Source organism: Sanguibacter antarcticus (genome assembly GCF_002564005.1).
In the GTDB taxonomy this organism is placed as follows: domain Bacteria; phylum Actinomycetota; class Actinomycetes; order Actinomycetales; family Cellulomonadaceae; genus Sanguibacter; species Sanguibacter antarcticus.
The window spans coordinates 941,300-964,932 of sequence record NZ_PDJG01000001.1; the positions used below are offsets into that span (position 1 = coordinate 941,300).

The window sequence follows — 23,633 nt, forward strand, 5'->3', positions numbered from 1 at the left end:
CGTGCGTCTCGGTGGTATCGATGCTCGGCACCGCCGCACAGCAGACTTCGAGAATTCTCTGAGAATCGCACGGCACCCTAGGTCCATGACACTCGTCACGGAACGCCACCAGGAACAGAGCCCGGTCCCCCGAGCCGTGCCGCCTGCCCCTCGAGCGGTGCGGTCGAAGCATCGACAGCGGTCTTACGGTCGCGCTGCGGTGCACGCGCTCATCATCGGTGGAGCTGTCGCTGTGCTCGTCTTCTGGTGGGCAGGTACTCCCAGCAGCATCGGCGCGACCCCTGGTGGGACGTTGACGAGCGTCGGTGAGCTCGCAGGCCTGCTGGCGTCGTACCTCGTGTGCTTGCAGCTGCTGCTCATCGGACGGGTGCCGTGGTTCGAGCGCGCCGTCGGGATGGACCGGCTCGTCGGGTGGCACCGTTCGCTCGGCACCACGGTCGTGCTCCTCGTGGTCACCCACGTGGTGCTCATGATCGTCGGGGGAGCGATGCTCGACCAGCTCGCGCTGTGGCCGGAGGTCCTCTCGATCCTCGCGACGCAGCCTGACATGGTCACGGCCCTGGTCGGGACGGCGATCTTCCTCGTCGTCGGCATGTCGAGCGCGCGGCTCGCGCGAGAGCACCTGTCGTACGAGATCTGGTTCGTGCTCCACCTCTCCGTGTACGTCGGGATCTTCCTCACCTTCGGGCACCAGATCGCGGCCGGGTCACACTTCGTCGGTTCGACGCTCGCCCGGGCGGTCTGGATCGCCCTCTACGTGGCGACGGCGTCGGCACTCGTCACGTGGCGGGTGGTCGTGCCGTTGCTCGCACACCGGCAGATGATGCTGCGGGTGGAGCACGTGGTCCCGGAAGGTGCGGGGATGGTGAGCGTATGGCTGCGCGGTGCCGGGCTCGAGCGCCTCTCGGCGCAGGGCGGCCAGTTCGTCCTCGTCCGGTTTCTCACGCCGGGGCACCTGTGGACTGCGCACCCCTACTCGCTCTCGACGGTTCCGACCTCGGACCTGCTGCGACTGACGGTCGCTGCGCTCGGCGACCACTCGTCCGCGACCGCACGCATCAAGCCGGGCACACGGGTTCTCGTCGAAGGGCCGTTCGGCAGGTTCACCGCCGAACGGTCGACGTCCTCCGGCGCGCTCCTTGTCGCTGGCGGAGCCGGGATCGGACCGATCCGGTCGCTGGCCGAGGACCTCCTGCGCCAGGGGCGCGACGTCGTCGTCGTGCACCGTGCCCACAGCTCTGACGGACTGGCCCTGGGCCGCGAGCTCGTCGGTGTCGCGGGCCTGCGCTACCTCCCGCTCCCCGGGCGGCGTGCCGATCTTGGGTACGACCCCCTCGCGCCCCGGAGCCTCGTGCGTCTCGTCCCCGACGTCGCTGAACGTGACGTCTTCGTCTGTGGCCCCGAGGGTCTCGTCGCGGCTGTCGTCAGCTCGGCGCGGACCCTGGGCGTCCCCCGCAGTGCCGTCCACCACGAGGAGCTGAGCCTGTCATGAGCACACCACGCTGGCGCGGGACACTCATCTACACCGGAACGATCGCGACGATCGGGACGGTCGCCGTGGCCCGGTTCGGCCCCCTGGCCACGACCGAGGTCGCTGCGCCGCCGGTCGTCTCCCAGGAGTCTTCCGTAGCGGCGACGACGCCCGCTCCGTCGACAGACGCGGCAGAACCTGCCGACCCGGCAGCCCCGTCCGCAGACCCGAGCCCGTCGGAGACCGCTGCGCCGTCCGCCGGGTCCACCACGTCGAGCACGGTCACCGTCGCGGGCTCGGTCGCCCAGACGCGGTACGGTCCTGTCCAGGTGTCCGTGACGTTCGACGGAGCCCAGATCGTCGACGTCCAGGAGCTCCAGTCGCCCAGCACGCACCGAGAGAGCGCGGAGATCTCCGCCCGCTCGATGCCCGTGCTGGCCCAAGAGGTGCTCGATGCGCAGTCGGCAGCGATCGACACCGTCTCGGGTGCGACCTACACGTCCGAGGCGTACCGCGAGTCCGTCCAGTCGGCGATCGACCAGGTGGGCTGAGGTGCGTCGGACGGAGGAGGTCATGGGGATCCCGATGTCGATCGACGTGCGGGGGGCCCCTGGACCGCGCGCTGCAGGCGCCGCGGTGGAGGCGGCTCTTGCTGTTCTGCGGTCGGCTGACGAGCGTTTCAGTCCGTTCCGCGCTGAGAGCGAGGTGCGGCGGTATGCGCGTCCGGGGGCGTCTGCGTCGGTCGATCTAGCGGAGATCCTGGCGATCGGGGAGCGAGCGAGGGCTGCGAGCGGGGGTGCGTTCAGCGTGTGGGCTCCGGATGGTTCGTTGGATACGAACGGGGTGGTCAAGGGCTGGGCGGCGCAGCGTGCGGCCGACGTGTTGAGCGCGCACGGGGTGACGAGCTTCTGCCTCAACGCTGGCGGTGACGTCGTCACCCGTGGCGAGCCAGAGCCGGGGCGGCCGTGGCGCACGGGTGTGCGAGACCCGTGGGATCCGCGGCGGATGCTCGCGGTCGTCGAGCAGCGTGACGGGGCGGTCGCGACGTCGGGCACTTACGAGCGGGGTGCGCACGTGTGGGACGGCCGGACGGGGGAGAGGTCGCTGGCTCTCGTGGCTGCGACGGTCGTCGCCGGCGATCTCACCACGGCGGACGTCCTGGCGACGTGCGTCCTCGTCCTCGGCCCGCAGTCCCTCGGGTGGGCGGTCGAGCAGGGGGCGCGTCAGGCGTTCGCCGTCCTGCCCGACGGACGGATCGTCACCGCTGCCGGGCCCGACCCGACACAGGCAGACGCAGCGTGACCGCAGCGCCCGCACGACCGTCCGGCCGGGGGCCCGCGGTGACCGAGCCACCGTGCTGCGCCGCGACCTCGGCGACGAGCGCCAGCCCCAGACCGTAGTGCCGTCGGTCGTCCTCGCCGACCCTCAGCGCCCTCCGGGACGCGAAGCGCTCGAAGAGGTCGCCACCGTCACCGAGGATCCCGGGCCCGTCGTCCTCGACCCGGACGACGACTGCCTCGCCGTCGCCGTCACGCGTGACCACGACGCGCACCTGGTGCACCGCATGATCGATCGCGTTGTCGACCAGCGCGGTCACGGCACGTCGCACCGACACGGACGAGACCGCAGCCACCACCGATGTCTCGCCGGCCCGGACAAGCTCCACCTCCCGCCCCTGAGCAGTCGCGCGCGCTGCGGCGACCGTAGAGTCCGCGATGACCACGACGTCCGACGGAGCGAGGTCGACCGACCGTGCGTCGGCCGCGAGCAGCATGTCTTCGAGGATGGACGTCAGTGCGCGGGTGTCCTCGAGCAGGGCATCGACGTCGTCGAGGATCCGCGACCCCTCGGCCACGGCGGGATCAGCGCGCGCATGGCGCCGAAGAAGCTGCGCCCGCGTCGAGAGCAGCGTCAAGGGGGTGCGCAGCTCGTGGCTCGCGTCCGCCACGAACCGCCGCTGGAGGGCCAGCGCCTCGACGGTCGGACGCACCGCTCGACCAGCGAGCCACGAACCACCGAGACCAGCCAGGACGACTCCTAGGCCGCCCGCGACCGCCAGCGCCGCCACGAGCCGTCCGATCTCCGCGTGGCTCTCGCGCGGGTCGAGGATCGCCTGGACCGTGCGGTTGCGTGACCGTGCGGTGAAGACCGTCAGCTCGTCGTCACCGAGCGTCGCCTGCGTCCATCGCGCCTTCCCGGTCTGGGCGACGTCGGTCATGACCGACACGTCGGGAAGCCCGTCAGGCATGTCTGGCGACGTCTCGAGCCCGTGCGGTCCGTCGATCGCGACCCACATCCCGGTCGGTGCGTCGTGGATGTCGTCGACCGACCGTGCCGCGCTCTCCAGCGCCCGCTCACCCACCTCTGCCTGCCCGTGAGCGACCACGAGCACCACCGTCACCCCGACAGCCACCAAGCACACGAGCACGAGAGCTGCAGCCTGCAGTCCCAGAAGCCGCGCGGTCCGCCGCAACCGGTAGTCCTCGGCCGACGTCAAGCGAGCCCGCCGTCTCACTCGTTCCCCAGCCGGTACCCGAGCCCACGAACCGTCGCCACGATGCCACGGCCGAGCTTGCGTCGCAGGTAGTACACGTACGTGTCGACCGCGCCTTCGTCGTCAGACCCGTCGAAGACCCGGTCGAGAATGTCACCGCGCGAGAACACCTGGCGCGGACGGCGAGCGAGCAGGCTCAAGAGAGAGCACTCCCGCTCTGAGAGATTCACCACCGATCCGTCCGCGGAGGTCACCCGCCGTCCGACGACGTCGAGCACACGGGAACCGACACGCACGACCTCGTCCTCAGGACCCGCCCCTGCGGCGCCACGGCGCCGCAGCGCACGCAACCGGGCGGCAAGCTCGTCGACGTCGAACGGTTTGGACATGTAGTCCTCAGCACCGGCATCCAGACCTGCGACCCGGTCTGCCGGGTTGCCCAGCGCAGACAAGATCAGCGCTGGCGTGAGCACACCACGACCGCGCAACCGTCCCAGCAGGTCGAGCCCCTCGATCACGGGCAGCCCACGGTCGAGAACGAGAACCTCGTACGCCCTCGTCAGCCCCAGGTGCAGACCGCGCTGACCGTCATTGGCGACGTCGACCGTGTACCCCTCGTCGGCGAGGACCTCCTCCAGCATCGTGCACAGCTGGCTGTCGTCCTCGACCAGGAGCACCCGCGCACCCTCTGAGCTCATCATCGCCTCCGCGCCCATCGTAGGACGTAGGCCGCGATCCCCACGTGCCGGTGAGACCCACGTCACTTCAGAGAAAGAGAAGGATAAGAAATCGTTATGAATCCGGGCTGGGTCCGCGCGAGCGGTAGTCTAAGGTCCCGAAAGATGAGAAAACTCTGATTTTCGCCATGCATCCTGGTGCCATGACCCTAGTCACGGAACATCACCAGGATCGTCAACAGGATCAGAGGTCGGCTCCCCGAGTCGTGCGGGCCACCCACCGAGCCACCCCCGTGCCGGCCGCCCGTCGGGCCGAGACCGTGCCGGACACCCGTCGTGCCGAGCCGACCGAGGCTCCGCGTCGGGTTGAGCCCACCAGGTCTACCCGTCGTGCCGAGCCCACGGAGGCTCCGCGTCGGGTTGAGCCCACCAGGTCTACCCGTCGTGCCGAGCCGACCGAGGCTCCGCGTCGGGTTGAGCCCACCAGGTCTACCCGTCGTGCCGAGCCGACCGAGGCTCCGCGTCGGGTTGAGCCCACCAGGTCTACCCGTCGTGCCGAGCCGACCGAGGCTCCGCGTCGGGTTGAGCCCACCAGGTCTACCCGTCGTGCCGAGCCCACGGAGGCTCCGCGTCGGGTTGAGCCTGCTCGGACTTCTCGTCTGGCTGAGCCGGTGGAGGCTCCGCGTCGGGTTGAGCCTGCTCGGACTTCTCGTCTGGCTGAGCCGGTGGAGGCTCCGCGTCGGGTTGAGCCTGCTCGGACTTCTCGTCTGGCTGAGCCGGTGGAGGCTCCGCGTCGGGTTGAGCCTGCTCGGACTTCTCGTCTGGCTGAGCCGGTGGAGGCTCCGCGTCAGGTCGAGCCCGCTCGGACTACTCGTCTGGCTGAGCCGGCGCCGACCACCCGTCGAGCGGAGCGGTCGACGCGTCGACAGCGTTCCCAGGGTCGTGCGGTGGTGCACACGCTCCTCTTCGGTGGGGCGGTCGCCGTGCTCGCCTTCTGGTGGGTCGGCACACCCATCAGCCTCGGGGCGACCCCCGGTGTGGTGCTGATGTGCTTCGGTGAGCTCGCAGGCCTGCTGGGGTCGTACTTCGTGTGCTTGCAGCTGCTGCTCATCGGACGGGTGCCGTGGTTCGAGCGTGCCGTCGGGATGGACCGCCTGGTCGGGTGGCACCGTTCGCTCGGGACCGCGGTCGTGCTCCTCGTCGTGACCCATGTGCTGCTCATGATCGTCGGGGGAGCGATGATCGACCGCCTCACGCTGTGGTCAGAGGTGCTCATGACCCTCGCGACGATCCCCGACATGGTCTCGGCCCTCGTCGGGACGGCGATCTTCCTCGTCGTCGGGACGTCGAGCGCGCGGCTGGCGCGAAAGCACCTGTCCTACGAGGTCTGGTTCATGCTCCACCTCTCCATCTACGTCGGGATCTTCCTCACCTTTGCGCACCAGATCACTGCTGGCACCCACTTCGTCGGCTCGCTTCTCGCCCAGGTCGTCTGGATCGCCCTCTACGTGGGCACGGCATCGTCGCTGCTCATGTGGCGGGTGGTGCTCCCTCTGGTCAGGCACCAGCAGACGACGTTCCGGGTGGAGCAGGTGGTCCCGGAAGGTGCGGGGATGGTGAGCGTGTGGATGCGGGGTGCCGGGCTCGAGCGTCTCTCGGCGCAGGGGGGCCAGTTCGTCCTCGTCCGGTTCCTCACCCGCGGCCACCGGTGGACCTCTCACCCCTACTCGCTCTCGACGGTCCCGACCTCCAACATGCTGCGGGTGACCATTGCTGCTCTCGGCGACCACTCGTCCGCGACCGCACACATCAAGCCGGGCACACGGGTTCTCGTCGAAGGTCCCTTCGGCAGGTTTACCGCCGAACGGTCGACGTCCTCCGGCGCGCTGCTCATCGCGGGCGGAGCCGGTATCGGACCGATCCGGTCGATCTCTGAGGACCTTTTGCGCCGGGGTCAAGACGTCGTCGTGCTGCACCGCTCGCAGACCGCAGACGGTCTGGCGCTGAGCAGCGAGCTCATGGACGTCGAGAACCTGCGCTACGAGCCTCTGCCTGGGCGGCGCGCCGAGCTCGGGTACGACCCGCTCGCGCCCCACAGCATCTTGAGCCTCGTCCCCGACGTCGCGGAACGTGATGTCTTCGTCTGTGCGTCGGAGAGCCTCATGGAGGCTGTGGTGATCTCGCTGCGGAGCCTCGGCGTCCCCCGCAACGCCATCCATTACGAAGAGCTGAGCATGTCATGAGCGGATCGAGCTGGCGGGGAACGCTCATCTTCACCGGGTCGATCGCGGCGCTCGGGGCTCTGGTCGTCGCCCGCTTCGGCCTCGTGGAAGAGTCTGAGGAGGCTGCGCCGACAAGCATGTCCGAGGACACGTCCTCGGCCGTGTCGGCGTCGACAGACTCGTCGACGGAGGCGAACCCGTCGGAGGTCAGCGCACCGGCCGACGGAGCGGCCACGTCGGGCGCGGTCACGGTCGCCGGATCGCTCGTCCAGACGCGGTACGGCCCTGTCCAGGTGTCCGTGACGTTCGACGGAGCCCAGATCGTCGATGTCCAAGAGCTCCAGTCGCCGTACGCGCGCGTGCCGAGCGCACAGACCTCTGAACGCGTCATGCCCATGCTGGCCCAAGAGGTGATCGATGCGCAGTCGGCGGAGATCGACGCGGTCTCGGGCGCGTCCTACACGTCCAAGGCGTACTGCGAGTCCGTCCAGGCGGCTATCGACCAGATGAGCTGAGGTGCGCCGGACGGAAGAAGTCATGGGTATCCCCATGTCGATCGACGTGCGTGCAGGGCGTGCTGGCTGCGAGGCAGAAGGAGAAGCAGCGGCAGCAGCTGCGGTGGAGGCGGCTTTTGCTGTTCTGCGGTCGGCCGACATTCGCTTCAGCCCGTTCCGCGTCGACAGCGAGCTGTGTCGGTTTGCGCGGTCTGAGACGGTTGCGTCGGCTGACCTGGTCGAGATTCTTGCGATCGGGGAGCGGGCGAGGGTTGCGAGCGGGGGCGCTTTCAGCGTCCGGGCTCCGGATGGTTCGCTCGACACGAACGGGGTCGTCAAGGGGTGGGCGGCGCAGCGTGCAGCTGAGACGTTGCGGGAGCACGGGGTGACGAGCTTCTGCCTCAATGCGGGTGGCGACGTCGTGACCGGGGGTGAGCCAGAGCCGGGGCGTGGGTGGCGCACGGGTGTGCGTGATCCGTGGGATCCGCGGCGGATGCTCGCGGTCGTCGAGCAGCGTGACGGGGCGGTCGCGACGTCGGGCACCTACGAGCGGGGTGCGCACGTGTGGGACGGCCGGACGGGGGAGAGGTCGTTGCCGCTCGTGGCTGCGACGGTCGTCGCCGGCGATCTCACCACGGCGGACGTCCTGGCGACGTGCGTCCTCGTCCTCGGTCCGCAGTCCCTCGGGTGGGCGGTCGAGCAGGGGGCGCGTCAGGCGTTCGCCGTCCTGCCCGACGGGCGGATCGTCACCGCGGCCGAGGGCCAGTAGGCACCGAGCCGCGAGTCGTCCTCGACCAGGTGGATGCACGCGCCTCGCTCCCGTCGTACCGTGGGCAGTCCCCACCTCTCATCGGAGACGCCATGCCCACCGAACACGTTCTCCCAGCGACCGGTCCGGCAAAGGTCCGTACCCGGCCGGTGCGCATCGGCGTCCAGATCGCCCCGCAGCACGCTTCTTACGAGACGATCCGCGAGACGGCAGCGGCTCTGGAAGATCTTGGCGTCGACGTCCTGTTCAACTGGGACCACTTCTTCCCTCTGAGCGGTGCACCCGACGGGCTCCACTTCGAGTCCTGGACCATGCTTGCCGCACTCGCGGAGCAGACCGCTCGCGTCGAGCTCGGTGCGCTGGTCAACTGCAACAGCTACCGCAACGCCAACCTCCAGGCAGACATGGCCCGCACCATCGACCACATCAGCGCCAAGGGCGGCACCGGTCGTTTCATCTTCGGGACCGGATCCGGGTGGTTCGAGCGCGACTACGACGAGTACGGGTACGAGTTCGGCACCGTGGGCAGCCGGCTCGACGCGCTTGCCGTGGACATGCCGGTCATCGAAGACCGGTGGACACACCTCAACCCGGCACCTACGCGCAAGATTCCGGTCCTCATCGGCGGAGGAGGGGAGAAGAAGACGCTCCGGATCGTCGCGCAGCATGCCGACATCTGGCACAGCTTCAGCGACGCGGCCACGCTCGAGCGCAAGCTCGGGATCCTCGCCGAGCACGCGCGCACGGTAGGCCGCGACGTCGCGGAGATCGAGGTCTCCACCGAGATCGGCAGCCGCAGCGTCGCCGAGGTCGAGGAGCACCACGCGCTGGGGGCGACGCTCTTCACCATCGGGATCACCGGTCCGGACTACGACGTCTCGCACGTCGCCGACTGGTTGGCCTGGCGCGACGAGCGGAACGCGCAGGGGCCCCTGGCGTGGTGACTCCTGCCGGCGGTCCGACGACGGTCCGTGACGTGACAGCCGAGCTGGCTGCGCTCGAGGACCCGAAGGTCCGGGCGGTCAACACTCGCCACGGAGACGACCACGGGGTCAACCTCGCCCAGCTGCGCGCGGTCGCCAAGCGACTCAGAGCGCAGCCCGAGCTCGCTGGCGAGCTGTGGGAGACAGGCGACACCGCAGCCCGGCTCGTCGCGCTGCTCGTCTGTCGCCCCACGACGTTCAGCGCGATCGAGCTCGACGGCATGTTCCGCGAGGCCCGCGTCCCCAAGGTCCACGCCTGGCTCCTCAGCTACGTCGTCAAGAAGAGCGCGCACGTCGAGGAGCTCCGCACCACATGGTTCGACGACCACGACCCCTTCGTCGCGGCGGCCGGGTGGGCGCTGACGAGCGACCGCGTGGTCCGAGCACCGGACGGGCTCGACCTGTCCGCTCTCCTCGATCTCGTCGAGGACCAGATGAACGATGCTCCCGAACGTCTGCAGTGGGCCATGAACGAGTGCCTCGCCACCATCGGCATCCACCACCCCGGGCACCGTGCGCGGGCGATGAGCATCGGCCAGCGTCTCGGCGTCCTGAAGGACTACCCCACCCCGCGCGGCTGCACGTCCCCGTACGCCCCGATCTGGATCACCGAGATGGTCCGCCGCCAGACGAGCCGGTAGGCGCGCTGTGCGGGAAGACGCGTCCTGCTCGACGCGCTCCGCCTATGTACCGACGCGGGTGTCGGTGACATAAGTGATCGTCCGCCGGTGCGTGAGACCGATGCTGACGGCCGCCACAGCGGCACCGAGCCCACCGACGACGATGGCCGCGGGAGCCCCCACGACCGCGGCGAGCAGACCGCCGCGCATGTTCCCGATCTCCGGACCTGCGACGCCGACAGCATGGTCGACTGCCGAGACCCGGCCACGCATCTCGTCGGGCGTCACGAGCTGGACCAACCCACCGCGAGCGACGACGCCTACGGTGTCCGCCGCCCCCGCGCAGACGAGGAGACCCAGTGCCACGACCAACGACGTGGACAGGCCACATCCCGCGAGGGCGCACCCCCAGACGACGGCGCACACGAGCTGCACCAGTCCCGGGCGACGCATCCGTGTCACCACGCCAGACACGAGGCCCGCAGCGATGCCACCCAGGGCGATCGCCGAGAGAAACAGACCGAGGGTGCGTGGGTCGCCGTCGAAGCGCACAGCGTTGAGCATCGGAAAGATCGCCACCGGCATCGAGAGCGTCGTCGTCGCCAGATCGGTGAGCAACGCGCCACGCAGGACCGGCTGGCGCCAGGGAAACGACCACCCGCCGCGGCGAAGCCCCGGGCCGGAGGTCCTCTCGGGTGGCAGACGCGGGAGACGAGACGCCGCGACGAACGCCACCGTCAGCATGATGACCTGAGTGGCGTACGCCGCAGGCAAGGACGCTGCGACTACCAGGCCGCCGACCGCGGGCCCGATGAGCATCGACGCCTGAAAGGCGATGTTCTGCAGCGCGAGACCAGCCAGCACCTCGTCGCGGGGGAGCAGCCGGACCGGGAGGGTGCGCCGAGCAGGTGCGCCGAGCGCCCCGGCGCCGGCGCTCGCCGAGAGCAGCGCGAGGACCGGCCACGGCGACGTGCTGCTCGACGCCGCCTGGGCTGCGAGCCCCAGGGCAGCGACGGCCTGCGCCAGAGTGCTCAGCTGCACGATCGTGCGGCGGTCGTACCGGTCCGCGAGGCTGCCGCCGACGAGAGCGAGGCCGAGGGTGGGCACGCCTTGAGCCAGACCGATGGCGCCGGTCCACACCGGGCTCTCGGTGAGGTCCCAGATCTGTGACAGCGCGGCGAGCGCCGCGATCTGCCCCGCCAGGCTCGTCACGAGCGACGTGGCCCAGATCTCGCGGAAGGCCTGCGAGGTCCGCAGGGGACGGACGTCGGTGAGGTGTCCGCGCAGGCTCACGGCTGGCGTCGTATCGCGTCGTCGAGCCTCTCGGCCATGGTGCGGTGATCGAACCTGCGGGTCAGGCCCTCGGTCAGATGTGTCACGGCGCCGTCGAGCTCGTCGTCGAGACGCGCCACGACGGCGTCGGTCGCTCGCCACTCGGCCTCGAGGAGCGGGACGAGGGCCGTGGCGCGTTCCGTGAGCGCCACCACCTGGGTCCGTGCGTCAGGCCCGGGCTCCGCTGCGACGAGGTCGGCCTTCTTCATGGCGGTCACAGTCTGGCTCGTTGCGGAGTGCGTCGCTGCGAGCGAGCGAGCGAGGTCGGAGATCGTCATCGGCCCGTCGTGCGCCAGCCGGACGAGGGGGCGCACGAAGCGGGGCCGGATGCCGTCGGCTCCGTGGCGTGCGTAGAGCGCCTCGATCTGGGAGTTCATCTCGGTGAGGTGGGCGAAGAGAGCGTCCCACCGTCCTGGGGTGCGTGTCGGGTCGTCTGTCACGGCACGACTGTAACAGTGCTGTTATATCGAGTCCGCTGTGGCGTGTCCGCTCCGCTCCGCACCGGAGCGGCTGCGGGTGAGGGGCCTACGGGGCGGGCGGCGTGGTCGTCGACTCGCGCACGATGAGGTGGGTCGTGAGCTCGAGCCGCTGTGTGGCGAGCGGGGTGCCTTCGGCGAGCTGCAGGAGGACCTGGAGCGCGGTCGAGCCGATCTCGGCGAACGGTTGCCTCACGGTGGTCAGTCTCGGCGATGCGGAGGCGGCCTGGAGCGAGTCGTCGAATCCGACGACCGACAGCTCGTGGGGGATGGGGATGCCCCGCTTTCGGGCTGCCTCGAACACGCCGAGCGCTTCGAGGTCGTTCGCCGCGAAGATCGCGGTGGGCGGCTGGGGCAGGTCGAAGAGTCGTTCTGCCGCCCGCTCGCCGTCCTGGAACCGGAAGGCTCCGTGCTCTTCGTACTCGTCGACGGGCGTGATGTCGGCCTCGCGGATGGCGGCGTGGTAGCCGGCCAGCCGGGCGTGCGAGCACTCGCTCGCCGTGCCCTGGATGATCGCGATCCGGGTGTGCCCGAGGTCGATCAGGTGCTTGGTGGCGAGGTACCCGCCCGTGAAGTTGTTGACACCGACGGACGGCAGCGCGTCCGCTGGGGAGTTGATCGGGTCGATGACGACGATCGGCACTCCTGCTCGGGAGAACTGCTCGCGCTGGTCCTCGGGGAGCTGTGAGGTGACCAGGATGATGCCTGAGTGCTGGGTGTCGGTGACGCGGGCCACCCACGTGGCTCCGTCGATCTCCCGTGGGGTGATCTTCACGATGACATCGACGTCCAACGGCTCGGCCGCCTTGAGCACCCCGCGCATCGTCGCGAGGTTGTTGGTCGACTCCATGGAGTCGAAGCACAGCTCGATGACGCGCGGGAGGTCGCGGGGAGCCGTTCCGCGAGGCGAGTAGCCGTGCTCGTCGAGCAGGGCGAGGATCCGGGCGCGAGTCTTGGGGGCGACGTCGGTGCGACCTTTGACCACCTTGGAGACGGTCGGCACGGACACTCCCGCTGCGCGTGCGACGTCGCTGAGCGTCGCTCGTCTCGTGCTCTGTGCTGCTGGCATCCGTGCTCCCCTGGACGTGATCGGTGCGGTACTTCTCGGTCGAGTTCTCGGTCGCCCGTCGTTGCTCGATGCCTGGTGGTCGAGCGGGAACGTGTCTCCCGATGTGGTGGCACTCCTTGACGAGGTGCTTTCAGCCATCGTACAGTAAGCGAAAACTTGCGCAATGTTGAACCGATTATCTCGCTATATTGCGAATGATCGGCGGCGATGGGCGGGTCCCACAAGGATGTGAGGAGAAGCGAGCATGGACAAGAACGTGATCCGGACGATGAGCGCCGGTGTGGCCGTCGGAGCGATGCTGCTGGTGGCGGGGTGCAGCTCGTCTGACAGCTCGGACGAGGCTGCCACGAGCCCCGACACGACGACCGTGTGGACGACAGCCGGGACGGACGACGTGCTCGAGGCGTCCGCGACACGGTGGAACGCCGACCACCCTGACGGTCAGATCGACGTCCAGATCTTCGAGAACGACCCGTACAAGACGAAGCTGCGCACCGCCATCAGTGCAGGCCAGGGCCCGACAGTCTTCTCCGGCTGGGGCGGTGGCGGTCTGAAGACCTACGTAGACGCCGGCGAGGTCACCTCGCTGCAGAGCGCGTTCGACGCCGCGCCCGACCTGCTGGACCGGATCTTCCCGTCGGTCCTCGCTGGCGGCACCGTCGACGGCGAGATCTACGGCACGCCCTACAACGGTGTGCAGCCTGTCGTCATCTACTACAACAAGGACGTGTTCGAGCAGGCAGGCGTGGAGGTCCCCGCCACGTGGGACGACCTGCTCACCGCGGTCGGCGAGCTCAACGACGCCGGTGTCGCCCCCTTCTCCGTCGGTGGCGCGAGCAAGTGGCCCTACCTGATGTGGATCGCCTACCTGACCGACCGGATCGGCGGACCAGAGGTCTTCCAGAGCATCGTCGACGGTGAGGAAGACGCCTGGCTCGACCCCGCCGTCATCGAGGCGAACACCATGATCCAAGAGCTCGTGACAGCGGGCGGCTTCGTCGACGGGTTCTCCTCCGTCGACGCCAACCAGGGCGCCGCCGAGGCGCTCGTCTACACCGGCAAGGCCGCGATGCAGCTGCAGGGCGCGTGGGCCTACTCCGGGACCTACCTCACCGCGGCACCAGACTTCGTGGAGAGCGGCAGCCTCGGCTGGACGACGTTCCCCACCGTCGAGGGCGGCGCCGGCGACCCGGCCAACGTGACCGGCAACCTGTCGAGCTACTTCTCGATCTCCGAAGGAGCCTCGGAGGCGGGCACGGCGAACGCCACGGACTGGCTGCTCAACGGAGTGTTCGACGACACGTACGTCGACGAGCTCATGGCGACAGGCGCAGTTCCCCCGATCTCCGGCTTCGACGACAAGATCGCCGCGTCGTCGGCTCCCGAGTGGAACGCGTTCGTCTACACGACAGCCCAGGCCGCCGGCAGCTTCCAGCTGTCGTGGGACCAGGCGCTCGACGCGAACCAGGCAGAAGCGCTCCTGACCAACCTGGAGAAGGTCTTCCTCTTCCAGAGCACCCCCCAGGAGTTCTCTGACGCCATGAACACGGTGGCGCAGGAGGGATGACCACGACCCGCACCCGAGGGGCCGGAGCGACCAGCTTCGGCCCCTCGGCCCTCCTGGGAATTCCCGCGATGGCGTTCTTCGCGGTCTTCGCGATCCTGCCGCTCGGCGTAGCCCTCTACCTGAGCTTCACGCAGTGGAGCGGGCTCGGCTCTCCTGAGTGGGTAGGCCTGGAGAACTGGCGCACCCTGCTCACCGACAGCTCCACGGCGCACTCGCTCATGCTCACGATCCAGCTCATGGTCCTGACGTGGCTCGTCCAGACACCGATCTCGCTCCTGCTCGGCGTCTTCCTGGCCGGACGCCAGCGGTACCGCGAGATCCTCGCAGTCGTCTACTTCGTGCCGCTGCTCTTGTCCTCAGCGTCCATCGCGATCGCCTACCGGAACCTGCTCGACCCGAACTTCGGCGTCTTCTCCGGCGGCGGCCTCGGGTGGCTGAACCAGAACTGGCTCGGCGACCCCTCCCTGACCTTCTACGTCGTCGCGTTCATCATCGCGTGGCAGTTCGTTCCCTTCCACACGCTGCTCTACCAGGGCGGCGCACGACAGATCCCGCAGACCCTGTACGAGGCCGCGGCGATCGACGGAGCAGGCCGTGCACGTCAGTTCCGCAGCATCACGCTGCCGCAGCTGCGCTACACGATCGTGACGTCCTCGACGCTCATCCTCGTCGGAGCGCTCACCTACTTCGACGTCATCTTCATCCTCACCCAAGGCGGACCCGGCGATGCCACACGAATACTGCCGCTCGACATGTACCTGACCGGATTCGTCGCCAACAAGATGGGTCTCGCCAGCGCCATCGCGGTCGTCCTCGTCGTCCTCGGCATGGTGCTCTCGCTCACCATCTCCAAGGCCTCGGGATTCTCCAAGATGGAAAGCCAGCTGGACGGGGAGGCGTGACATGACCGCACACACAGCTCACGGACACGGACCGGCGAAGATCATCCGGTCCCGGCCCACCACCGCAGCACGACCGAACGTCCTCGGCGGGGCCGCAGCCTTCGTCTGGCTGCTGATCGTCTCGGTGCCGCTCTACTGGATCCTCATCACGAGCCTGCGCACCCAGCAAGGCTTCTTCGGCGAGAGCCCGCTGGCCTTCCCGACAGACCCGACGCTCGACAACTACCGCACGGTCCTGGCGAACGACTTCGGACGCTACCTGTCCAACTCGTTCATCGTGACCATCTCCGCCGTCGTCCTCGTCGTCGCGTCCGGCTACCTGTGCGCGTACACCGTCGCGCGCTCGCCCAACAAGAAGACCCGGACGATGTTCAACGTCATGCTCCTCGGCCTGGCGATCCCGCTGCAGGCGACGATCATCCCCATCTACCTGATGATCGTCAAAGCCGGCCTCTACGACAACCTGCTCGCGATCATCCTGCCGTCGGTCGCGTTCGCTCTGCCGATCACCGTCCTCATCCTCGTGAACTTCCTGCGGGACATCCCCGTCCAGCTCTACGAGGCGATGCGCATCGACGGGGCCTCCGAGTGGGAGGTGATGGTCAAGCTCGCCATCCCGCTCTCCAGACCAGCGATCGTCACCGTCGCCATCTACAGCGGGCTCAACATCTGGAACGGCTTCCTCTTTCCCCTCGTCCTCACCCAGAGCCCAGAGACACGTGTCCTGCCGCTCGCCCTTACGTCCTACCAAGGGATGTTCACCATCAACGTCCCCGCGATCATCGCCGCGGTGGTCCTCTCGAGCCTGCCGGTCATCGCCCTCTACATCCTGGGCCGCCGCCAGCTGCTCGCAGGGATGACAGCAGGCTTCGGCAAATAGTCGCCCGCCGGCTCGTGCACCCTGGCGTGCCCCTCGACAACGCTCACCACTGCCTCTACCCCCGATTGGACCGTCATGACCACGGCATTCGACCACGCCGTCCTCGCCGTACGCGCTGGACGTGACGACCACGAGGCAGCCACCGAGCTCCTCGAGCAGCTCACCGCACACGAGAAGCTCGCACTCCTCGACGGAGACAAAGAGTTCTGGCGCGGGATGCTCGACTTCTACGTCGACGGCTACAACACCGAACCCCTCGTCGCCGGGCAGATCGACCGGCTCGGCATCCCCGGCATCCGCTTCGCCGACGGACCCCGCGGCTGCGTCGTCGGCCACGGCACCACCTTCCCCGTCGCCATGGCCCGAGGCGCGAGCTGGGACCCAGAGCTCGAGCTCCGCATCGGGCGCGCCATCGGCGCCGAAGCACGCTCACAAGGAGCCAACTTCTTCGCCGGCGTCTGCATCAACCTCCTGCGCCACCCCGCCTGGGGCCGCGCCCAAGAGACCTACGGCGAAGACTCCGTCCTGCTCGGCGCCATGGGCGAAGCCCTCGCACGAGGCGCCCAAGAGAACGTCATGGCATGCGTCAAGCACTTCGCCCTCAACTCCATGGAGAACGCACGCTTCACCGTCGACGTGAACGTCGCCGACGACGCCCTGCGCGAGATCTACCTCCCGCACTTCCGCCAGGTCGTCGAGTCCGGCGTCGCCGCGGTCATGAGCTCGTACAACGCGGTGAACGGCGTCATCGCCGGCGACAACCACGAGCTCCTCACCGGGATCCTCCGCCAGGAGTGGGGCTTCGAAGGCCTCGTCGTCTCCGACTTCGTCTACGGCCTGCGCGATCCCGTCGGCTCCGTCGCCGCAGGGCTCGACATCGAGATGCCGTTCCGCCAGCAGCGCGCCAGCACGCTCGAGGACGCGCTCGCGGACGGACGGCTCGCGCTCGCGGACGTGCACCGGGCCGGGACGCGGATCCTGCGGATGCAGCTCCGGTTCGCCGCCGCGGTCACGAGCCCGGTACCTGACGTGTCGGTCATGGCGAGCCCGGAGCATCGTGCCCTCGCCCGGTATGCCGCCGGGCGGTCCGCGGTCCTGGTGCACAACGCGACCGTCGACGGTCGCCCGTTCTTGCCGCGCTCTGTGGCGGAGCTCGGTGACGTCGCGGTGCTGGGTGCCCTGTCCACGATGGACAACACCGGCGACCGAGGATCGTCCAGCGTCCGGTCCCCGCACGTGGTGAGCGTCGCCGAAGGGATGGTGGCGGCGCTCGGGGCGGGTGCAGTGACGATCGACGACGGCAGCGACCTCGACCGTGCACGACGCACCGCCCGCGCGGCTCAGACGGTCGTCGTCGTGGTCGGGTACACGGCAGCCGACGAGGGCGAGTACATCGACGACGACAACCCCGACCTGGTCTCCACGGTGTTCCCTGACGGGGGAGACCCGGCCCTGGTCCGGGAGCTCGCGCTGGCGCAGGAAGGCAACGCAGGAGAGTTCGGCTCCGGCAGCGGCGGTGACCGCCGTTCCCTCCGGCTCGCGCCCGAGCAGGAGGAGCTCGTCCGCACGGCGTGCGCGGCGAACCCGCGCACCGTCGTGGTGATCGTGGCAGGCAGCGCCGTCGTCGTCGAACCGTGGCACGACCTGCCCGCGGCGATCGTGTACGGGTGGTACTCCGGCATGGAGGGCGGGCACGCGCTGGCCGACATCCTGCTCGGTGTGGTGGAGCCGGCCGGTCGGTTGCCGTTCGTCGTCCCGCAGAGCGAGTCCCAGCTGCCCGGGTTCGACCCGGACGCCGTGGCTGTGGAGTACGACCACTGGTACGGGTACCGCCTCATGGACCGCGACGGGACCACGCCGCGCTACCCGTTCGGCTACGGCCTCGGGTACGGGCAGTACTCGATCGTCGCCGCGACCGTCGAGTCCGTGACGCCGGACCTGCGGGTCGAGGTGACCGTCGAGAACGCGGGCGGCCGGGACGGTTCCCATGTCGTGCAGGTCTACGGCGGGCCCCGGGAGACGGACCCGACCAGACCTCGTCGTCAGCTCCTCGGGTTCGGGAGGGTCGACGTGCCGGCGCACGGCCGCGCGACCGTCTCGGTGCCCGTGAGCCTGAGCCCGACCATGCGCTGGGACATCGACGCGCGAGCCTGGATGTCCGTCGAGAGCGAGATCACGCTCGAGGTCGGGTCGCACCACGGCGACCCGCACGCGGTCCGGCTCACGGTGGGTGCCCCGGGAGCCGCGTCCACCGCCGCGGACCACGACGCCGCGGATACCGGCACCGTTCCAGGCCTCCGCCCCTGGCACGACGCTTCCCTGCCTGTCGACGAGCGCGTCGAGGCGCTCCTGGCGGCCATGACCGTGGAAGAGAAGGTCGCCCAGCTCGGCAGCCACTGGGTCTTCGACCACCAGTGGGGCGAGGAGAACAGCGCGGAGACGAGCGAGCACCACGTCGCCCCGGTGACGGCGATGACAGAGGCCGACGGCGGCCACAGCCTCGAGGCAGCGAGCCGCAACGGGCTGGGCCAGCTCACCCGCGTCTACGGCAGCTACCCGATCACACCGGCCGAGGGGGCAGCCGAGCTGGTGCGGCGCCAGCACGTCGTGGTCGACGGCTCACGGCTGGGCATCCCGGCGGTGGTGCACGAGGAGTGCCTCACCGGCTTCACCGCCTACGGCGCGACCGTCTACCCGACGTCTCTGGCGTGGGGGGCGACCTTCGACCCGGACCTGGTGCGCGAGATGGCGGCCGCCATCGGCGCGGACATGACCGCGCTCGGCGTCAACCAGGCCCTGGCACCCGTGCTGGACGTCGTGCGCGACTACCGGTGGGGGCGGGTCGAGGAGTGCATCAGCGAGGACCCCTACCTGGTCTCCATGGTCGGGACCGCCTACGTCCGGGGCTTGCAGTCGTCGGGGCTCGTGGCCACGCTCAAGCACTTCGCCGGGTACTCGGCCTCCCGAGGAGCCCGCAACCACGGACCGGTGTCGATGGGACGTCGCGAGCTCGTCGACGTGATCCTGCCGTCCTTCGAGGCAGCGATCGTGCTCGGCGGGGCCCGTTCGGTGATGAACAGCTACACCGACGTCGACGGGGTCCCGTGCGTAGCCAGCTCGTGGCTGCTCACGGACGTGCTGCGCGAGCAGTGGGGCTTCACCGGGACGGTGGTCGCGGACTACGGCGCGATCCCGATGCTCGAGACAGCGCACCAGACGGCGGCCACCCCCGCTGAGGCCGGCGCTCAGGCGCTCGCTGCGGGCCTGGACGTCGAGCTGCCCGACACGGCGTGCTTCGGTGACCTCCTGGTCGACCGTGTCACGCGCGGGCTGACGCCGGAGCACCTCGTCGACCGGGCGGTGCGCCGCGTCGTGCGCCAGAAGATCGAGCTCGGTCTGCTCGACGAGGGCTGGACGCCGGAAGCGGCCGTGGCTACCGCGGGGCAGGTCGACCTGGACTCGGCAGCCAACCGGGACGTCGCACGCCGGGTGGCCGAGGAGTCGGTCGTCCTGCTCGATGCAGGGACGGCCCTGCCGCTGCTCGGCGACGGCCGGACGCCTCCGCGTCGAGTCGCGGTGGTCGGACCGTGCGCGGACGAGGCGAGCACGCTGCTCGGCTGCTATGCCTTCCCCAACCATGTGCTGCCCCGCTATCCCGAGCTTGCGCTGGGCATCGACGTGCCCACACCTCTCGCGGCGCTGCGCGCCGAGCTCGACGGCGCCGAGGTCGTGCACGCACAGGGGTGCCAGGTCATGGGCGAGGACCGTAGCGCCATCGCCGACGCGGTGGCCGCAGCACAGGACGCGGACGTGTGCATCGCACTCGTGGGGGACCGGGCCGGCATGTTCGGCAAGGGATCCTCGGGCGAGGGGTGCGACGCGAGCGACCTGCGGCTGCCGGGCGTCCAGGCGGAGCTCGTCGAGGCACTGCTGCGCACGGGGACACCGGTGGTGGTCGTGGTCGTCTCGGGCCGCCCGTACGCGCTCGGTGACGTGCACGGGAGGGCTGCGGGCCTGGTGCAGGCCTTTATGCCAGGAGCCGAAGGGGCAGCGGCCGTCGCCGGGGTCATGACCGGTCGGATCAACCCGAGCGGGCATCTCCCGGTCCAGATTCCGCGCACCCCGGCACAGGTCGCGTCGTACCTCCAGCCGCCGCTGGGCGGCGGCGGCGAGGGGAGCTGGGTCTCGACGATCGACGCGAGCCCGCTGTTCCCGTTCGGCTACGGCTCGTCGTACACGAGGTTCGTGCTGGACGACCATCGCGTCAGCGCCACGCAGATGGCCACCGACGGCGAGGTGTCGGTGACCGTCCGTGTCACCAACACCGGTGGACGCTCCGGAGCCGAGGTCGTCCAGCTGTACCTGCGGGACCCGGTCGCACAGGTGGTGCGGCCGTTGCTCCAGCTCGTCGGGTTCGCGCGGGTCGTGCTCGAGCCTGGGGCCGCTGCGGACGTGACCTTCCGGCTGCACGCCGACCGGACGTCGTACCCGACAGTCGACCTCCAGCGCATCGTCGAGGCCGGTGACATCGAGCTGTCCGTCGGTACGTCGTCGGGCGACCTGCCCTGGCGGACCACGGTGCGTCTGACGGGACCGACCCGCGTCGTGGGACCCGACCGCCAGCTCGAGACACCAGTCGTGATCACCCCGGTCGACGACGCGACACGGCAGAGGCGGCCACGATGATGAGGTTCGGGATCCTGGGCGCAGCGGGCATCGCACCAGCGGCGCTCCTCAGGCCCGCCAGGCGGCGCTCCGACGTCGACGTCGTGGCCGTCGCGTCCCGGCGACCCCAGGCTGCTCACGAGCTCGCTGCTCGTCACGGGATCGCTGTCGTGCACGCCGACTATGACGCGCTGCTCGCCGACCCGCTCGTCGACGCCGTCTACATCGCGCTCCCGCCGTCGGAGCACGCACGCTGGTCGATCCGCGCGCTCGAGGCGGGAAAGCACGTGCTTTGCGAGAAGCCGGCGGCCACCAGCGCGACCGAGGCGACAGCGATGGTCGAGGCTGCCGTGCGCAGCGGCCGCCGGCTGATCGAAGCGTTCCACGACCGCTACCACCCCGCTACGACGCTCATGGTCGACATGGTCGCCTCGGGCAGGCTCGGGACGATCACACAGATCGACGGCGCCCTCGTCGCACCGATTCCCTTCGACGCGCACTCGATCCGCCACGACCCGACGCTCGGGGGAGGCGCTCTCATGGACCTGGGGTGCTACCCCGTGCACTGGCTGAGGTCGCTCACCGGCGCCGAGCCGACGGTCCTCACAGCCAGCGCCACCCTCAACCCGCTCGGCGCCGACGAGACCATCGACGCGACCCTGGCCTTCCCGAGCGGTGCGACCGGGCGGGTCTCCGCCAGCATGACGGTCGACACGTTCGCCGGGAGGCTGGTCGTCACGGGGGAGCGCGGCACCGCGACCCTGACGAACCCGCTGCACCCCCACCTCGGGCACAGCGTGCACATCACGTCCGTGACGGGTGCAGACCACGCGTTCACCGTCGCAGGGGACGAGACCTACGACTACCAGCTCGAGGCGTTCGTCACCGCGGTGCGCGACGACGCACCCAGCCTGACCGAGGGCGACGACATCGTCGCGAACATGCGAGCCATCGACGCGATCTATGCCACGGCAGGCATCGGCGACCGCGGCCCGCACACCCACACGAAGGGTCCAGACTCATGAACGAGATCCACGTCGCGACCAGCGGCTCCGACACCTCCCGAGGTTCACAGACCGACCCCTTCCGCACCATCGACCACGCAGCCCAGGTCGCCCGACCCGGCGACACCGTCACCGTCCACGCGGGCGTGTACCGGGAGTGGGTGGTGCCCCGACGTGGAGGCCTCTCCGACCAGCGCCGGATCACCTACCAGGCTGCCGCAGGAGAGCACGTCACCATCAAGGGATCAGAACGGATCACCGGATGGACCCGTGCAGGGGCGACGGTCTGGTCGGTGCGCCTGCCGAACACGATGTTCGGGGACTGGAACCCCTACGCCCTCGAGATCGACGGCGACTGGATGGTCCACCCCACCCCGGACGCCCTGAAGAAGCACCTGGGTGACGTCTACCTCGACGGGAAGAGCTTCTACGAGGTGAGCGAGCTCGACCAGCTCTCGAACCCGCCGGTGCGCACACGCGCGACCGACGACTGGACCGGCGCCCAGGACGTCGTGCGCGACCCCGAGCAGACCCGGTACGTCTGGCACGCACAGGTCGGCGAGGACGAGACCACGATCTGGGCCACCTTCCACGACGCGGACCCCAACGTCGAGCTCGTCGAGATCAACGTCCGCCGGTCCGTCTTCTACCCGACCGAGCACCACCTGGACTACATCACCGTCCGAGGGTTCGAGCTGGCCCACGCCGCGTGCCCCTGGGCGCCTCCGACAGCCGACCAGCCGGGCCTCGTCGGTCCAGGGTGGGCCAAGGGCTGGATCATCGAAGACAACGTCATCCACGACGCCAAGTGCTCGGCAGTCTCCCTGGGCAAGGAAGCCTCCACAGGCCACAACCTCGCCACCGAGCGCGGAGACAAGCCCGGCTACCAGTACCAGCTGGAGACAGTGTTCTCCGCCCGTCAGATCGGCTGGGACGCTGAGCACATCGGCTCCCACACGGTGCGCCGCAACACCATCTTCGACTGCGGCCAGAACGGGATCGTCGGGCACCTCGGCGCCGTCTTCTCGACCATCGAGGACAACCACATCTACAACATCGCGACCAAGCGCGAGTTCTACGGCTATGAGATCGCCGGCATCAAGCTGCACGCAGCCATCGACGTCACCATCCGGCACAACCGCATCCACGACTGCACCCTCGGCACGTGGCTCGACTGGCAGACCCAAGGCACCCGCATCGCACGCAACCTCTTCTACGCCAACAGCCGTGACCTGTTCATCGAGGTCAGCCACGGCCCCTACCTCGTCGACCACAACATCTTCGGATCTCGGGCGTCGCTCGAGATCTTCAGCCAGGGCGGCGCGTTCGTCAACAACCTCGTCTGCGGCACCGTGTCCCTCGAACCGGTGGTCGACCGCCCCACCCCGTACCACGTCCCCCACAGCACAGAGGTCGCCGGCTACGCAGCCGTCCTCGGCGGGGACGACCACCACATCGGCAACATCTTCCTCGCCGACGACGCCGACCAGGCCTACGGCCCGACCCGACGCCCCGGCCAGGTCGCCACCTACGGCACCGCAGGCTACGACGGTCACCCCGCCTCGATCGCCGAGTACGTCGCACGCACAGGCGACCCGACACTCGGCGACCACGAACGCTTCGCCACCGTGAGACAACCCGTCTACGTCCGTGCAAACACCTACGCCCCCGGCGCGACCCCCTACGACGGCGAAGACGACGCACTCGTCCTGACGTCGACCACCCACGTGACCCTCGTCGACGAAGGCGACCACGTCGTCCTCGACGCCCGGCTGCCCGAGAAGTTCGACTCGCTCCGCGTCCCCCTCGTCACCGGCCACGACCTCGAACGGGTGCGGTTCGTCGACGCAGACTTCGAGGAGCGCGACGGGACACCTGTACGCGCTGACACGGACCTCCTGGGCACGGTCAAGGTCCACGGCCAGGACTACGCCACAGGACCGATCGGAGCGCTCGCAGCGGGTGCCTCCCGGACGCGCGTCTGGTGAGCGGAGCGGGGGAGCGTCTC

The 23,633-nt window shown here is 69.4% G+C and carries 19 protein-coding genes; 14 read left to right on the forward strand and 5 right to left on the reverse strand.

Annotated elements, in window-relative coordinates; all coding sequences use genetic code 11:
- Positions 1 to 199: 199 nt before the first annotated feature.
- The 3 genes from ATL42_RS04185 (at position 200) to ATL42_RS04195 (ending at position 2,773) form a co-directional block, all read left to right on the forward strand.
- Positions 200 to 1,492 (forward strand): ferredoxin reductase family protein, encoded by a 1,293-nt coding sequence (locus ATL42_RS04185; protein ID WP_245862094.1) that lies wholly within the window; start codon positions 200 to 202, stop codon positions 1,490 to 1,492.
- Positions 1,489 to 2,022: an FMN-binding protein gene (locus ATL42_RS04190; protein ID WP_098454279.1), complete on the forward strand. Its 534-nt coding sequence runs from the start codon at positions 1,489 to 1,491 to the stop codon at positions 2,020 to 2,022. Before ATL42_RS04185 ends, ATL42_RS04190 begins: the two co-directional genes overlap by 4 nt.
- Positions 2,023 to 2,299: 277 nt before the next feature.
- Entirely contained in the window at positions 2,300 to 2,773 is a 474-nt protein-coding gene (locus ATL42_RS04195) for an FAD:protein FMN transferase (RefSeq protein ID WP_245862096.1), read from the forward strand.
- Here the strand turns inward: ATL42_RS04195 and ATL42_RS04200 are convergent.
- The gene (locus tag ATL42_RS04200) at positions 2,730 to 3,968 is read right to left on the reverse strand and encodes a sensor histidine kinase (RefSeq protein ID WP_098454280.1); all 1,239 of its coding nucleotides are present in this window, start codon (positions 3,966 to 3,968) and stop codon (positions 2,730 to 2,732) included. The two genes, ATL42_RS04195 and ATL42_RS04200, sit on opposite strands and share 44 nt — an antisense overlap.
- 14 nt (positions 3,969 to 3,982) lie before the next feature.
- Positions 3,983 to 4,663 carry a response regulator transcription factor gene (locus ATL42_RS04205; RefSeq protein WP_211281776.1) on the reverse strand — a complete coding sequence of 227 codons (681 nt, stop codon included), beginning with the start codon at positions 4,661 to 4,663 and terminating at the stop codon, positions 3,983 to 3,985.
- Between the two features lie 926 nt (positions 4,664 to 5,589).
- Here ATL42_RS04205 and ATL42_RS04210 point away from each other — a divergent pair.
- From ATL42_RS04210 to ATL42_RS04230, 5 genes are all read left to right on the forward strand, one after another.
- Positions 5,590 to 6,885 (forward strand): ferredoxin reductase family protein, encoded by a 1,296-nt coding sequence (locus ATL42_RS04210; protein ID WP_245862098.1) that lies wholly within the window; start codon positions 5,590 to 5,592, stop codon positions 6,883 to 6,885.
- Positions 6,882 to 7,379, forward strand: coding sequence for an FMN-binding protein (locus ATL42_RS04215; protein ID WP_098454282.1), 498 nt, complete (start codon positions 6,882 to 6,884; stop codon positions 7,377 to 7,379). The genes ATL42_RS04210 and ATL42_RS04215 overlap by 4 nt, the downstream gene beginning before the upstream one ends.
- Before the next feature lie 22 nt (positions 7,380 to 7,401).
- Entirely contained in the window at positions 7,402 to 8,127 is a 726-nt protein-coding gene (locus ATL42_RS04220; RefSeq protein ID WP_098454283.1) for an FAD:protein FMN transferase, read from the forward strand.
- A gap of 92 nt (positions 8,128 to 8,219) precedes the next feature.
- Positions 8,220 to 9,071: an LLM class F420-dependent oxidoreductase gene (locus tag ATL42_RS04225; protein WP_098456320.1), complete on the forward strand. Its 852-nt coding sequence runs from the start codon at positions 8,220 to 8,222 to the stop codon at positions 9,069 to 9,071.
- The gene (locus ATL42_RS04230) at positions 9,065 to 9,751 is read left to right on the forward strand and encodes a DNA alkylation repair protein (RefSeq protein WP_245862099.1); all 687 of its coding nucleotides are present in this window, start codon (positions 9,065 to 9,067) and stop codon (positions 9,749 to 9,751) included. The genes ATL42_RS04225 and ATL42_RS04230 overlap by 7 nt, the downstream gene beginning before the upstream one ends.
- A 42-nt stretch (positions 9,752 to 9,793) precedes the next feature.
- Here the strand turns inward: ATL42_RS04230 and ATL42_RS04235 are convergent, their stop codons facing one another.
- From ATL42_RS04235 to ATL42_RS04245, 3 genes are all read right to left on the reverse strand, one after another.
- Positions 9,794 to 11,023 (reverse strand): MFS transporter, encoded by a 1,230-nt coding sequence (locus ATL42_RS04235; RefSeq protein ID WP_211281777.1) that lies wholly within the window; start codon positions 11,021 to 11,023, stop codon positions 9,794 to 9,796.
- Positions 11,020 to 11,502, reverse strand: a complete 483-nt coding sequence (locus ATL42_RS04240; RefSeq protein ID WP_211281778.1) for a MarR family winged helix-turn-helix transcriptional regulator — start codon at positions 11,500 to 11,502, stop codon at positions 11,020 to 11,022. Before ATL42_RS04240 ends, ATL42_RS04235 begins: the two co-directional genes overlap by 4 nt.
- Before the next feature lie 85 nt (positions 11,503 to 11,587).
- Complete coding sequence (locus tag ATL42_RS04245) at positions 11,588 to 12,607, reverse strand: LacI family DNA-binding transcriptional regulator (RefSeq protein ID WP_098454284.1); 1,020 nt, start codon at positions 12,605 to 12,607, stop codon at positions 11,588 to 11,590.
- Positions 12,608 to 12,851: 244 nt separating this feature from the next.
- On the opposite strand from ATL42_RS04245, the gene ATL42_RS04250 reads away from it, so the two are divergent.
- From ATL42_RS04250 to ATL42_RS04275, 6 genes are all read left to right on the forward strand, one after another.
- On the forward strand, positions 12,852 to 14,174 hold the full coding sequence (locus ATL42_RS04250; RefSeq protein WP_098454285.1) for an ABC transporter substrate-binding protein: 1,323 nt from the start codon (positions 12,852 to 12,854) through the stop codon (positions 14,172 to 14,174).
- A complete protein-coding gene (locus tag ATL42_RS04255; protein ID WP_098454286.1) occupies positions 14,171 to 15,076 on the forward strand; it encodes a carbohydrate ABC transporter permease in 906 nt (301 codons plus the stop codon). Before ATL42_RS04250 ends, ATL42_RS04255 begins: the two co-directional genes overlap by 4 nt.
- A 1-nt stretch (position 15,077) precedes the next feature.
- Positions 15,078 to 15,956: a carbohydrate ABC transporter permease gene (locus tag ATL42_RS04260; protein ID WP_098454287.1), complete on the forward strand. Its 879-nt coding sequence runs from the start codon at positions 15,078 to 15,080 to the stop codon at positions 15,954 to 15,956.
- A gap of 75 nt (positions 15,957 to 16,031) precedes the next feature.
- Complete coding sequence (locus tag ATL42_RS16655; RefSeq protein ID WP_098454288.1) at positions 16,032 to 20,642, forward strand: glycoside hydrolase family 3 N-terminal domain-containing protein; 4,611 nt, start codon at positions 16,032 to 16,034, stop codon at positions 20,640 to 20,642.
- A complete protein-coding gene (locus ATL42_RS04270) occupies positions 20,639 to 21,646 on the forward strand; it encodes a Gfo/Idh/MocA family protein (RefSeq protein WP_098454289.1) in 1,008 nt (335 codons plus the stop codon). The genes ATL42_RS16655 and ATL42_RS04270 overlap by 4 nt, the downstream gene beginning before the upstream one ends.
- Positions 21,643 to 23,613 carry a right-handed parallel beta-helix repeat-containing protein gene (locus tag ATL42_RS04275; protein WP_098454290.1) on the forward strand — a complete coding sequence of 657 codons (1,971 nt, stop codon included), beginning with the start codon at positions 21,643 to 21,645 and terminating at the stop codon, positions 23,611 to 23,613. Before ATL42_RS04270 ends, ATL42_RS04275 begins: the two co-directional genes overlap by 4 nt.
- The last annotated feature ends 20 nt before the right edge of the window (positions 23,614 to 23,633 follow it).